Genomic DNA, 12,816 nt, shown 5'->3' with positions numbered 1-12,816 from the left:
CGCCGTCCTGCGTGGCGGGTGGCGGTGGCGTGGCGGGACTGGCCCGGCCAGCCGGTGCCGGCCGAGCGGGCCGGCCGGGCGCTCGGCGAGGGCATGGCCGCCGCGCTGGGCGGGACGGTGCGGGTCTCGGTGCTGGCCCTGCAGCCCCGACGCGATCTCGGGGCGTGTCAACGTCTGGCCCGGGGCCTGCAGCAGCTTCTGCGTGACCGGGGGGGCGACACCCCTGTCGACGTGCAGGTGGCGCCGGCTGATCCGGTCGAGGCCGTCCGGGCCCTCGGCGCCTTCGACGTGGTGGTGGGCGTCAGGCTGCACGCCCTGATCCTGGCCGGAGCGGCGGGCGTCCCCTTCGTCGGGCTGGCGTACGACCCCAAGGTGACGGCGCTCCTGGCCGAGGTAGGCTGGCCGGTGGCGGCCGTCGAGCCGCGAGACGCCGCCGATGCCGGGGCGTGGCGCCAGCGCCTGGAGGCCGTCGCAGCCGACCATGCCGGGCTACGGAGCCGTCTCGAGTCGATGCGCCGCGACCTGGCGAGCCGGGTGCTGGACGGATTGGCCCCCCTGGCGCGCCTCGAGCGGGTCGAGCCCGAGCCGCTGCCTCGGGCGGGCTCGCCGCCGGCCCCGGTGGAGGTGCTGGGGGTGGGGGTGCACCCGGTCAGCCTGTCGGAGGGCGAGGCCATCGCGGCAGCATGGCTGGCTGAGCGCGGGGACGACTCCGCGCCCGTGCGCCAGGTCGTGACGCTCAATCCCGAGATCGTGATGCAGGCGCGATGCGACCCGGCCCTGGCCGGCATCGTCCGGCAGGCCGACCTGGTGGTGCCCGATGGGATCGGCGTCGTGTGGGCCGGGCGCATGCTGGGGCACCCGATGAAGGGGCGGGTGCCCGGCATCGAGCTGGCGGAGCGATTGCTGGCGCTCTGCGCTGCCAGAGGCCTCGCGGTCTTCCTGGTGGGGGGGCGGCCCGAGGGGCCCCACGGCCGGTCGGTGGCGGAGGAGGCCGCCCGGCGGCTGCAGATGCGGCCGGAGATGACGGGGTTGGTGGTGGCGGGCGTCCACCACGGGTACTTCGCCCCGGGATCGGCGGAAGAGGCAGCGCTCCTGGAGAGGCTGGAGAGGACCGGGCCGGCCCTGCTGCTCGTGGGAATGGGCAGCCCCCGCCAGGAGGCCTTCATCGCCCGCCATCGCGAGCGTCTGCGCGGCCGGGTGCGGGTGGCCGTCGGCGTGGGTGGGAGTCTGGACGTGTGGGCCGGGCGCGCCCGGCGCGCGCCGCCCCTGGTGCGGCGGCTGGCCCTGGAGTGGCTCTATCGCACGGCGCTCGACGTGCGGCGGCTGGGGCGCCTCGCGGCCCTGCCGGGCTTCGTGGCCGCGGTGTTGGCCGAGAGGATGGGCGGTATAATGGGTCAGCGGGGCCATCGCCGGGCGTAGCCGACGGGGTGGGGTACCGGGCCACGGAGTGGGAGGAGCCCGTTGAAGAGACGCCTCTCTCGGTCATGGCCGGCTCTCTTGGTGGTCGCCGGGTTGGTGGCCGTCCTCCTGGCCGCCACCACCCTGCTGGGCTCGGGCGCGTCGTCGACGCCGGGGGATCAGGGGGCGGATCTGGCGACGGCCCTGGAGGTGGTGGGGGTCATCAAGACCCACTACCTGGAGCCCATCGGCACGCTGGATCTGCTGGCGGCCTACGTGCGCACGGGCAGCATCAACGGCATGCTGCGCGAGGCGGTCAAGGACCCCTATACCCGCTACATGGACGCCCGCGCCTTCCAGCAGCTGCAGGTGGAGACGACGGGCCATTACGCCGGCATCGGCGTCTACATCGGCATCAAGGAGGGCCGGCTGACGGTGGTGGCGCCCATCCCCGGCACGCCGGCAGCCCGTGCGGGGCTGCGGGCGGGCGACTGGATCGTGGAGGTCGACGGCCGGGCCACCGCCGACATGTCGCAAGACGAGGCCTCGGCGTTGATCCGGGGCCCCCAGGGCACCACGGTCCGGCTCACCATCGAGCGGGATGGCCAGCGCTTCACCGTCGCCATCGAGCGTGAGGAGATCGACGTGCCCGCGGTCGCCGCCGTGCAGCTGTTGCCCGCGGGCATCGGGTACGTGCGGCTGCTGCAGTTCTCCGAGCGGGCCGGCCGCGAGACGGAGGCGGCCCTCGAGAGCCTGGAGCGCCAGGGGTACCGGGCGCTCATCCTGGACCTGCGCAACAACCCGGGCGGGCTGCTGACGGCGGCCATCGACGTGGCCAACCTCTTCCTCTCCGACGGCCCCATCGTGCACGTGGTGGGCCGCAGCGGCGAGCGCAACACCATCGACGCCAGCCCCTTGCGCACCCGGCCCCGTGTGCCCGTGGTGGTGCTGGTCAACAACGGCTCGGCCAGCGCCTCCGAGATCGTGGCGGGGGCTCTGCGGGACCGGGGCGTGGCGACGCTGGTGGGCACCGCCACCTTCGGCAAGGGACTCGTGCAGACCATCATCCCGCTGCGGCGGGGCGATGCCGTCGTGGTCACCACCCAGCGCTACCAGACGGCCGGCGGGCACTTCATCGACCAGGAGGGGATCGAGCCCGACGTCGTGGTGGAGGTGAGCCCCGAGCAGGCCGAGCGGCTGCCGCTGGTCGAGGACCGCGTCGACCCTGACGACGTGCAGCTTCAGAAGGCGGTGGAGATCTTGATGCAGCAGCTGTCGCGGACCGCCCGGGCGGCGGGTCGGCCAGCGGCTGCTTGAGGAGGGGGCGTTGACGACGCTGCCCGTCGGCGACCTGGTGCGTCTCATCCTGCAGACCGTGGCACAGATGCTGCAGTCGCCCGGCACGCTCATCCTGCTGACGGTCGTCTTCTGGTTCGTCTACGTGCAAGCCGCCCGATCGGCGGCCGTGGAGCAGTACATGTTCGGCACGGTGCGGGTCTCGGTGGGGCGGCAGGCCCTGCAAGCCCTGGGCATGGGGCTTCTGGGCGGGGCCATCGCGACGGCGCTCTTCGTGGGGCTGGGCATCGCCTTCGACGTCAACCTCTGGATCTGGTGGCCCGTCCTCTTCCTGACTGCCCTGGTGCTGGCCATGGTGCAGCCCCGGTTCATGTGCTTCGCCTACGCCGGCGGGCTCATCTCGCTGGTGGCCCTGGTGCTGGGGACGCCCACCGTGGACGTGCCCGTGCTGATGGCGCTGGTGGCCGCGCTGCACCTGGTGGAGGCGGTGCTGGTCTGGCTGACGGGCCACGTGAGCCCGACGCCCCTCTACATCAAGCAGCCCGACGGCCGGGTGGTGGGCGGCTTCGCCCTGCAGAAGGCGTGGCCGCTGCCCTTCATCGCCGTGGTGGGCTTCATCGTGGCACGGGAGGCCCTGGCGGGCAGCCAGGGCGTGCCGATGCCCGACTGGTGGCCGTTGTTTCGGCCGGCGGTGGAGGTGCCGCCGGGCCACGAGCTGGCCTTCCAGCTGATCCCGGTGGTGGCCGGGCTCGGGTACGGCGACTTCACCGTCACCCGGGACCCCAAGGAGAAGGCCCGGCACTCCGCCGGGGGGCTGGTGCTCTTCAGCCTGTTGCTGCTGGCCCTGTCCCTGGGCGCGCGCCGCTGGCCGCTGCTGGCCTGGGCCGCCGCCCTCTTCGCCCCGGTGGGGCACGACCTGTTGATCCACTGGGGGCGCTGGCGGGAGCGGGGCGAGCCGGTCTTCGTCAACCGGGACGGCGTGATGGTGCTCGACGTGGTGCCCGACTCCCCGGCGGCGCGGATGGGGTTGCGTTCCGGCGACGTCATCCTCAGCTTCAACGGGCAGCCGGTGCCGGACCGGCAGGCCCTGCAGGCGGCCATGGAGCCGTGGTCCGTCGACATCGAGCTGGAGGTGGAGAGCCGGATGCCGGGCGCGTGGCGGCGCCGGCGGATCGTGCGCTACCCGGGCAAGGTGCCGCCGCTCGGCATCGTGCCGGCCCCCGACCCCGACGAGCCCCGGTACGTGACGCTCCAGTACAGCGGGCCCCTCCAGCGGATCTGGCGGCGGGTGCGACAGTGGAGGGCCGGGCGGCGTTCGCTGTGACGGGCGCGGGAGCGCCCACCTGCCTGCGGGCCGCCCGGAGCCGGGCGGCGGCCGTGGCGGGGCTCGGCCTGTTAGCGTCGGTGATGGGGGCCTGCTTCTGGGTGCTGTGGCACTGGCAACTGCGGGCCTACCCCGAGTGGCTGGCGCGCCAGCCGGCGCCGGCGGTGACGAGCCTGGAGCGGCGGGGCGACGTGGGACGCCCAGGCCTGCCCGGGCGTCCGGACGGGCCCGGTGCCGGTCGCGAGCCGTGGCCGGGGCGGGAGCCGGCTCGCGCCCGGCTGGCCATCGTCATCGACGACTGGGGCTACGCCTGGTCCGCCGCCGAGACCTTCCTGGCGATGGACGTGCCGCTGACGGTGGCGGTCATCCCCTTCCTGCCTCACAGCCAGGAGCAGGCGGCCGCGGCGCGGCAGCGGGGCTTCGAGGTGCTGGTGCACCTGCCCATGGAGCCGCTGGACCCTGCCGTCGACCCGGGGCCTCACGCCATCACCATCGGGCTCGCCCCCGACGAGATCCGCCGCCGGGTGGAGATGGCCATCGACGCCGTCCCCGGCGCCGTCGGCGTCAACAACCACATGGGCTCCAAGGCTACCGCCGACCGGCGCGTCATGGAGCTGGTGCTGGAGACGGTGAGGCGGCGGGGGCTCTTCTTCGTGGACAGCCGCACCACCGCGCAGTCGGTGGTGGGCGAGGTGGCCGCCGGCATGGGGATGCCCTGGGCCCGCAACGACCTCTTCCTCGACGGGGAGCGGTCGGTGGGCTACGTGCGGGCGCGCCTCTTGCTGGCGGCCCGCCGGGCCCTAGAGACGGGGCAGGCGGTGGCCATCGGCCACGTGCGGCCCGCCACGGCCGCCGCGGTGGCCTCCGTGCTGCCGGAGCTGCGGCGGCAGGGGATCGAGGTCGTGCCGGTCTCGGCGCTGCTGGGGGAGCGGCAGCGGGCCTCGATTGACCGCGCCGGGCCCGCCCCCGTACAATAGCCGAGACGACATACTGCCAGGCAGGCGATGGAGCTCGCCTGAAGCGCCGCGGCCGGCGGCTGATGGCTCCTACCCGACGGGTGAGGAGCCTTTTTGTTGGGTCCGGGGCCCTGGCGTCGATGGGGGAAGGGGCGTTGGAGCGCAGGATGCTGGTGACGCGGCTGGCGCTGGTGGCGCTCGGAGGGGCAGCAGGGGCCCTGGCTCGCTACCTGGTGGGCGGTTGGGTGTCCGAGCGGCTCGGGATCGGCTTCCCGTGGGGCACGGCGGTCATCAACGTCTCCGGCAGCTTTCTGCTGGGCCTGCTGGGCGTGCTGGCCTCGGAGCGTCTGGTGGTGTCGCCGGAGGCGCTGACCGCGCTGGGCGTCGGCTTCCTGGGCTCCTACACCACCTTCTCGACGTGGCAGTACGAGACCTTCCGGATGCTGGAAAACGCCAGCTGGCCGGCGGGCCTGGTCAACCTCGTCGGGCTGCCCATCCTGGGCCTCGGGGGGGGGGTCGTCCTTGGGGTCGTGCTGGGGCGCACCCTGTGAGTCGCGCGGCCGTCTCGCGGCGGTGGCCGCCTCAGGCGCCCGGCGCCCCGGCCTGGCCGCCGGCCTGCCGCGAGCGGTAGAGCACCACGTGCACCCGCTCCAGGGTGACCAGCCCCTCGCGCACCATCCGGTGCACCACGGGCAGGAAGGCCTGGATCTTCTCCTCCGTGTCGGCCATCTCCACCACCACGGGCAGGTCCTCCGACAGCCGCAGCACCTTGGCGGTGTGGATGCGGCTGTGGGCCCCGAAGCCGGCGACGCCGCGAATGACGGTGCCCCCGGCCAGCCCCATCTCCCGTGCTTTGACCAGCAAGGCCTCGTAGAGCGGCCGCCCCTCGAAGCGGTCCGAGTCCCCGATGAAGATCCGCAGGAGCATCCCCGGGCTCTCGGCGTCCACGGTGGCTCTCCCTCTCCTCATGACACGCCGGCCGCCCGTGAGGCGGCGACGAGGAGGGACCCGGCCGGGCCTGCCGACCGGAGGTCCCGTCGGGATTCGCCGTGCCGTCCCCTCCGGCCTGCCGATGGTCGGCGTGCCGTCGGGAGAGTCTATGAGGGACGCGGGAGGTGGGGACGTCGGGCGGCTTCCGACAGGGAGGCGATCATGGAGGCGAGCGACCCGTGAGGCGTCGGCGCTCGGCCAACGTCGTGGATGCGGCACTGGACGAGGCCCTGTCGCAGCCGGGGTGTCCCGTCTGCCGCCTGGTGGAGCAGGGTACGGCCCGGTTCTTCGACAGCCTGCTGTGGGAGCTGGTCAATGACCCGGGCGCGCGCCAGGAGCTGCGCGACAGCCTGGGGCTTTGCCCGCGTCACGGATGGGAGCTGGTGCACGTCGAGCGCACCCGCACGCACAACGTCCTGGGCCTGGCCATCCTGCTGCACGACGTCATCCAGGCCATGGGGCAGGCCCTGGAGCGGTGGGGCAGAGGCGGCTCGGGGCCCGCGGTGCGCCGCCTCCACCCCTGCCCGGCCTGCCGGCGGGCCGCCTCCGCCGAGGCCGCCTACGTGCAGCGGCTGGTGGAGCGCTACCAGGCGCTGGGCGACGCCGGCGACCCGGACGCCGCGGCTCGGCAGGCCGGGACCTGCGCGCGGCCCACGCGGGAGCGGCTCTGGCCCGTCTCGGCAGCCTGGGCGGCCACTGGCCGGGTGGCCCGTGGCGGTGGTCGCCGGTGCCGAACCGGCGCTGCTCCTGCCCGCCCGCGCGCATCGCGGCCGCTCGGACAGGACCTGTCCGGGGCGGACGGCGACGCGGCGGCGTCGCCTGCGTGGTCTGCTCGGCGCTGGCACCGGCTGTGGCGGACGCCTCCGGGCGCAGGCGACGCCTCTCCCCGGCGGGCGGGTGCCGGCGGGGCGGGGTGCGACGCTCTGCACGGCGCACGTGAGCGCCGAGCCCGACCCGACGCCATGGGTCGAGGCCGCCCGGCGGGCGAGGGCCAGCGGCAAGGTCTACACCCTGCGCTGCGTACGCTGCGAGCAGGAGGCGGTGCTGCAGCGGGAGCGCCTGGCCGGGGCGCAGGGACCCCTCTGCTTCCCCCACCTGATGCAGCTGCCCCGGCCTCCCGCCGCCGTGGTGGAGGCGACGGCCCGCTGGGCGGCCGATCTGGTGCAGCGGCTGGCCGGGTTCATCCGCAAGCAGGACTGGCAGGTCCACGAGCCCCTGACCGCGGCCGAGCGCACCAGCGTGCGAGACGGGGCGCTCTTCGTGGCGGGGGCCTACGTGGTGACGGAGTGAGGCGCGCGGCGTCCGGCAACCCTTGCCCTTCTCGTGGCATCGCGTCCCCCAGGTCGTCGTCGGGGAGGGACCTGTTCGGTACCGCCCCCGGGGCGCGCATGGTATAATCGCCTGCGCGCCGAACCTGTGTGCGGATGGCCGCTTGCGCGGCGGCCCTCCAGACCGCAAGGGACGGTGCGGGGAGGTGCGCAGGCATGGGCGTAGCGGCCCGGGACACCGAGCAGTTGCCGGGCCGATTCGAGGTCGTCTCGGACTTCGAGCCGGCCGGCGATCAGCCCAAGGCCATCGAGGCGCTGAGCCGGGGCGTGCTGGAGGGGCTGCGCTACCAGACGCTCCTGGGGGTCACCGGCAGCGGCAAGACCTTCACCATGGCCAAGGTGATCGAGCGCGTCCAGAGGCCGACCCTGGTCATCGCCCATAACAAGACCCTGGCGGCGCAGCTGGCCAACGAGTTCCGCCAGTTCTTCCCCCGCAACGCGGTGCACTACTTCGTCAGCTACTACGACTACTACCAGCCCGAGGCGTACGTGCCCGAGACCGACACCTACATCGAGAAGGACGCCAACATCAACGACGAGATCGACCGGATGCGCCACGCGGCCACCAGCGCGCTCTTCGAGCGGCGCGACGTCGTCATCGTGGCCAGCGTCTCGTGCATCTTCGGCCTGGGCTCGCCCGACGACTACGTGGGCATGACCCTGAGCCTGCGCCACGGCGACTTTCGCGATCGTGACAACATCCTGCGCCGGCTGGTGGGCATCCACTACGAGCGCAACGACATCGGCTTCAAGCGGGGCACCTTCCGGGTGCGGGGAGACACCATCGAGATCTACCCCGCCTACTCGGAGAGCGTGCTGCGGGTCGAGTTCTTCGGCGACGAGGTGGACCGGATCCTGGAGCTGGACCCGGTGACGGGCGAGGTGCTGGGCGAGCCCGAGACCGTCACCATCTACCCGGCCACCCACTACGTCACCACCGAGGAGAAGCTCAAGCGGGCGCTGGTCACCATCGAGGAGGAGCTCGAGGAGCGCCTCGCCTACTTCAAGGCCCAGGGCAAGCTGCTGGAGGCCCAGCGCCTCGAGCAGCGCACCCGCTTCGACCTGGAGATGCTGGCCACCGTGGGCTACTGCAACGGCATCGAGAATTACTCGCGCCACCTCAGCGGGCGTCCGCCGGGCTCCACCCCCACCACGCTGCTCGACTACTTCCCCCGCGACTTCCTCATGTTCATCGACGAGTCGCACCAGACCATCCCGCAGCTGCACGGGATGTACAACGGCGACTACTCCCGCAAGCGGACGCTGGTGGAGTACGGCTTCCGCCTGCCCTCGGCCCTCGACAACCGACCGCTGCGCTTCGAGGAGTGGGAGCGGCACATCAACCAGGTCATCTTCGTCTCGGCCACGCCCGGTCCCTACGAGCGGGAGCGCAGCCAGCAGATCGTCGAGCAGATCATCCGCCCGACGGGCCTGGTGGATCCGGAGGTGTCGGTGCGGCCCATCCAGGGGCAGATCGACGACCTGATCCACGAGATCCGGGAGGTGGTGGGCCGGGGCGAAAGGGTGCTGGTCACCACCCTGACCAAGAAGATGGCCGAGGACCTGACCGACTACCTGGCCGACATGGGCTTCCGGGTGCGCTACCTGCACTCGGAGGTGGAGACGCTGGACCGGGTCGAGATCCTGAGGGGGCTTCGGCTGGGCGAGTTCGACGTGCTGGTGGGCATCAACCTGCTGCGAGAGGGCCTCGACCTGCCCGAGGTGTCGCTGGTGGCCATCCTCGACGCCGACAAGGAGGGCTACTTGCGCTCCGAGACCTCGCTCATCCAGATGATCGGGCGGGCGGCCCGCAACGTGCGGGGCAAGGTGATCATGTACGCCGAGACGGTCACCGAGTCCATGCGGCGGGCCATCGAGGAGACCAACCGGCGCCGGCGCCTGCAGCTGGAGTACAATGAGAAGCACGGGATCGTCCCGCGCACCATCCAGAAGGCCGTCACCGACATCGTGCAGGCGTGGCGCGCCGAGCAGGAGCAGGAGAAGGATCGGAGCCTGCGGAGCCTGCAGCGCAAGGCCAAGGAGATGGCGCCCGACGAGCTGGCCGCGCTGATCCGGAGCCTGGAGGAGGAGATGTACCAGGCAGCCCGGGAGCTGGCCTTCGAGCGGGCAGCCGAGCTGCGCGACCAGATCAAGGCCCTGCGCCAGGAGCTCCACGGGTTCGTGCCGGCATGAGCAGCAAGGCCATCGTCATCAAAGGGGCTCGCCAGCACAACCTCAAAAACATCGACCTGACCATCCCCCGGGATCGCCTGGTGGTCATCACGGGGGTCTCGGGCTCGGGCAAGTCGTCGCTGGCCTTCGATACCCTCTACGCCGAGGGGCAGCGCCGCTACGTCGAGTCGCTGTCGGCGTACGCGCGCCAGTTTTTGGGCCAGATGGACAAGCCCGACGTGGACTTCATCGAGGGGCTCTCGCCGGCCATCTCCATCGATCAGAAGACGACGAGCCAAAACCCCCGCTCCACCGTGGGCACCGTCACCGAGATCTACGACTACCTGCGGCTGCTCTTCGCCCGCATCGGCAGGCCCCACTGCCCCAACTGCGGCCAGCCCATCGCCCAGCAGACGGTGCAGCAGATGGTGGATCAGCTGCTGGCCCTGGGCGAGGGGACCCGCCTGGTCATCCTGGCGCCGGTGGTGCGGGGGCGCAAGGGGGAGTACCGCAAGCTCTTCGAGGAGATCCGCAAGGACGGCTTCGTGCGGGTGCGGGTCGACGGCGAGGTCTACGACGTCGCCCAGGTGCCCGAGCTCGACAAGCACAAGAAGCACACCATCGAGGTCGTGGTGGATCGGGTGGTGGTGCGCCCCGACGTGGCGGGCCGGCTGGCCGACTCGATGGAGACGGCCCTGCGCCGGGGCGAGGGCATCGCCATGGCGCAGGTGGTGGGCGGCGACGGATCGGTGCTCACCTTCAGCGAGCGCTTCGCCTGCCCGACGTGCGGCTTCAGCTTCGAGGAGATCTCGCCCCGGATGTTCTCCTTCAACAGCCCCTACGGGGCCTGCCGCACCTGCAGCGGGCTGGGGGTGCGCATGGAGGTGGACCCCGAGCTGGTGCTGGACCGCTCCCGCAGCGTCGTCGACGGCGGCATCCGCCCCTGGGCCGACAACGGCAGCCGCTGGCTGCACACGCTGCTGGAGGCCACCTGCCGGGAGTACGGCATCGACCCGCGCAAGCCCATCGGCAAGCTGAGCCCCGAGCAGGTCGACGTGCTGCTCTACGGCACCCGGGGGCGGCCCATCACGTTCCGGTACCGGACCCTCTCGGGCCAGGAGAAGACGTACGCCCACCCCTTCCCCGGGGTCATCCCCAACCTGGAGGAGCGCTACCGCGACGCCCAGTCGGAGTGGGCCCGCAGCGAGATCGAGGCCTACATGAGCTCCCGCCCCTGCCCCGACTGCGGGGGCGCCCGCCTGCGGCGGGAGAGCCTGGCCGTGACGGTGGGCGGGCTCAACATCATGCAGGTGACGGCCATGTCGGTGCGGCAGGCGCTGGCGTGGTTCGAGACCCTGGAGGCGCGCCTGACCGAGCGGGAGCGGGCCATCGCCGCTCAGGTGCTCAAGGAGATCCGGGCGCGCCTCTCCTTCATGGTGGACGTGGGGCTCGACTACCTGACGCTGGACCGGGCGGCGGGCACGCTGGCGGGCGGCGAGGCGCAGCGGATCCGGCTGGCCACCCAGATCGGCTCCCAGCTGGTGGGCGTCCTCTACATCCTCGACGAGCCCAGCATCGGGCTGCACCAGCGCGACAACCGCCGCCTGCTCAACACCCTCAAGCACCTGCGGGATCTGGGCAACACCGTCATCGTCGTGGAGCACGACGAGGAGACCATCCGCGAGGCCGACTTCATCATCGACATCGGGCCCGGCGCCGGGGTGCACGGCGGCGAGGTGGTGGTGGCCGGCACGCTGGAGCAGGTGATGGCCGAGCCCCGGTCGGTGACGGGGCAGTACCTGAGCGGCAAGCGCCGCATCGAGGTGCCGGCTCTGCGGCGCCCGCCCGGCGACCGGTGGCTCGAGATCCGGGGCGCCCGCCACCACAACCTCAAGGGCATCGACGTGCGCATCCCCCTGGGCCTCTTCGTCTGCGTGACGGGGGTGTCGGGCTCCGGCAAGAGCACGCTGGTGGGCGACATCCTCTACGCCCGGCTGGCCCGGGAGCTCAACGGCGTGACCACGGTGCGCCCCGGCGAGCACGACGCCATCCTGGGCCTGCAGCACCTCGACAAGGTCATCGCCATCGACCAGTCGCCCATCGGGCGCACGCCCCGCTCCAACCCGGCCACCTACACGGGAGCCTTCACCGGCATCCGGGAGGTCTTCGCCCTGACGCCCGAGGCCCGGGCCCGGGGCTACAAGCCGGGGCGTTTCAGCTTCAACGTCAAGGGCGGGCGCTGCGAGGCGTGCCAGGGCGACGGCATCATCAAGATCGAGATGCACTTCCTGCCCGACGTCTACGTGCCCTGCGAGGTCTGCAAGGGCAAGCGCTACAACCGGGAGACCCTGGAGATCCGCTACAAGGAGAAGACCATCGCCGACGTGCTGGATATGACGGTCGACGAGGCGGTGGAGTTCTTCCGCCACATCCCGGCCGTCTACCGCAAGCTGCAGACGCTGCAGGACGTGGGGCTCGGCTACATCCGCCTGGGCCAGCCGGCCACCCAGCTCTCGGGCGGCGAGGCCCAGCGGGTCAAGCTGGCCACGGAGCTGAGCCGCCGGGAGACGGGCCGCACCATCTACATCCTCGACGAGCCCACCACGGGGCTCCACATGGACGACGTGCGCAAGCTCCTCGACGTCCTGCAGCGGCTGGTGGACGCCGGCAACACCGTCGTCGTCATCGAGCACAACCTCGACGTCATCAAGTGCGCCGACTGGATCATCGACCTGGGCCCCGAGGGCGGCGAGGGCGGCGGCCGGGTGGTGGCCGAGGGGCCCCCTGAGGCGGTGGCCCGCACGCCCGGCTCCTGGACGGGGCTCTACCTGCGGCCCGTGCTGGGCATCGCCGGGGACGTCGACGGTGGCGGCTCTGCCGGCCGCGGCCGACGGCCCCTGCCCGCCGGGCGGCCGCCTCCCGGCGTCGACCCGGCCGCAGCTGACCCGGTGGCCCGCATGGGGCGATCCCTCCTCGCGCATGCTCCCCTTGGGGCATCGGCCATGCCGCTGGCAGCGCCCGCGGCGGCGCGGCGCGGCAGGCGTGCCACCGCTTCGGCGAGGGGAGAGTCGGCATGCTGCGAGACCTGGACCTGGTCAACCACACGGCCCACGAGATCCAGCTCCTGATGAGCAAGGCCAACTTCTTCGCCCAGCAGGTGCAGGACCCCGTCATCCGGCACCTGCTGCAGGACGCGGCGCGCATGCACCAGCGCCACCTGGCGACGCTGTCGACGACCCGCGGGCAGCTCCAGCAGCAGCTGGGCGGCGCCCAGCCGTCGCTGCAGCAGCTGTCGGGGCCGGGCGGCGGCCCGATCGGCGCGCGCTGGACCCCGTGAGTGAGGGAAGGAGGC

The 12,816-nt window shown here is 72.5% G+C and carries 10 protein-coding genes and 1 riboswitch; of the genes, 9 read left to right on the top strand and 1 reads right to left on the bottom strand.

The features are described from left to right. The first annotated feature begins 93 nt into the window (after positions 1 to 93). The 5 genes from VLY81_RS10930 (at position 94) to VLY81_RS10910 (ending at position 5,525) form a co-directional block, all read left to right on the top strand. Complete coding sequence (locus VLY81_RS10930; RefSeq protein WP_324670408.1) at positions 94 to 1,419, top strand: WecB/TagA/CpsF family glycosyltransferase; 1,326 nt, start codon at positions 94 to 96, stop codon at positions 1,417 to 1,419. Between the two features lie 42 nt (positions 1,420 to 1,461). Further along, a complete protein-coding gene (locus VLY81_RS10925) occupies positions 1,462 to 2,715 on the top strand; it encodes a S41 family peptidase (RefSeq protein ID WP_324668204.1) in 1,254 nt (417 codons plus the stop codon). A 10-nt stretch (positions 2,716 to 2,725) separates the two neighbouring features. Next, on the top strand, positions 2,726 to 4,018 hold the full coding sequence (locus tag VLY81_RS10920; protein WP_324668203.1) for a PDZ domain-containing protein: 1,293 nt from the start codon (positions 2,726 to 2,728) through the stop codon (positions 4,016 to 4,018). Beyond that, positions 4,015 to 4,995, top strand: a complete 981-nt coding sequence (locus tag VLY81_RS10915) for a divergent polysaccharide deacetylase family protein (RefSeq protein ID WP_324668202.1) — start codon at positions 4,015 to 4,017, stop codon at positions 4,993 to 4,995. The genes VLY81_RS10920 and VLY81_RS10915 overlap by 4 nt, the downstream gene beginning before the upstream one ends. Before the next feature lie 14 nt (positions 4,996 to 5,009). Next, a riboswitch (Fluoride riboswitch) is annotated at positions 5,010 to 5,074 on the top strand. Positions 5,075 to 5,129: 55 nt separating this feature from the next. Then, positions 5,130 to 5,525, top strand: coding sequence for a fluoride efflux transporter FluC (locus tag VLY81_RS10910; protein ID WP_324668201.1), 396 nt, complete (start codon positions 5,130 to 5,132; stop codon positions 5,523 to 5,525). Between the two features lie 31 nt (positions 5,526 to 5,556). Here VLY81_RS10910 and VLY81_RS10905 read toward each other — a convergent pair whose 3' ends face one another. After that, positions 5,557 to 5,901: a DUF190 domain-containing protein gene (locus VLY81_RS10905; protein ID WP_405001373.1), complete on the bottom strand. Its 345-nt coding sequence runs from the start codon at positions 5,899 to 5,901 to the stop codon at positions 5,557 to 5,559. Positions 5,902 to 6,900: 999 nt separating this feature from the next. On the opposite strand from VLY81_RS10905, the gene VLY81_RS10900 reads away from it, so the two are divergent. From VLY81_RS10900 to VLY81_RS10885, 4 genes are all read left to right on the top strand, one after another. Next, positions 6,901 to 7,254, top strand: coding sequence for a hypothetical protein (locus VLY81_RS10900; protein WP_324668198.1), 354 nt, complete (start codon positions 6,901 to 6,903; stop codon positions 7,252 to 7,254). Between the two features lie 194 nt (positions 7,255 to 7,448). Then, positions 7,449 to 9,485: an excinuclease ABC subunit UvrB gene (gene uvrB / locus VLY81_RS10895; RefSeq protein WP_324668197.1), complete on the top strand. Its 2,037-nt coding sequence runs from the start codon at positions 7,449 to 7,451 to the stop codon at positions 9,483 to 9,485. Beyond that, entirely contained in the window at positions 9,482 to 12,592 is a 3,111-nt protein-coding gene (uvrA, locus tag VLY81_RS10890) for an excinuclease ABC subunit UvrA (protein ID WP_324668196.1), read from the top strand. Before uvrB ends, uvrA begins: the two co-directional genes overlap by 4 nt. Then, complete coding sequence (locus tag VLY81_RS10885; RefSeq protein ID WP_324668195.1) at positions 12,538 to 12,801, top strand: hypothetical protein; 264 nt, start codon at positions 12,538 to 12,540, stop codon at positions 12,799 to 12,801. Before uvrA ends, VLY81_RS10885 begins: the two co-directional genes overlap by 55 nt. Positions 12,802 to 12,816: the final 15 nt, after the last annotated feature.

It is taken from the genome of Limnochorda sp. LNt (genome assembly GCF_035593265.1).
Taxonomy (GTDB): Bacteria; Bacillota; Limnochordia; order Limnochordales; family Geochordaceae; genus Geochorda; species Geochorda subterranea.
This window is presented reverse-complemented; position numbering and strand designations above follow the sequence as displayed.

Excerpts from the sequence above, each read along its gene's own strand:
- VLY81_RS10905 (WP_405001373.1), bottom strand. The coding sequence starts at position 5,901 with ATGCTCCTGCGGATCTTCATCGGGGACTCGGACCGCTTCGAGGGGCGG.
- VLY81_RS10885 (WP_324668195.1), top strand. The coding sequence starts at position 12,538 with ATGCTGCGAGACCTGGACCTGGTCAACCACACGGCCCACGAGATCCAG.
- uvrB (WP_324668197.1), top strand. The coding sequence starts at position 7,449 with ATGGGCGTAGCGGCCCGGGACACCGAGCAGTTGCCGGGCCGATTCGAG.
- uvrA (WP_324668196.1), top strand. The coding sequence starts at position 9,482 with ATGAGCAGCAAGGCCATCGTCATCAAAGGGGCTCGCCAGCACAACCTC.
- VLY81_RS10930 (WP_324670408.1), top strand. The coding sequence starts at position 94 with ATGGCCGCCGCGCTGGGCGGGACGGTGCGGGTCTCGGTGCTGGCCCTG.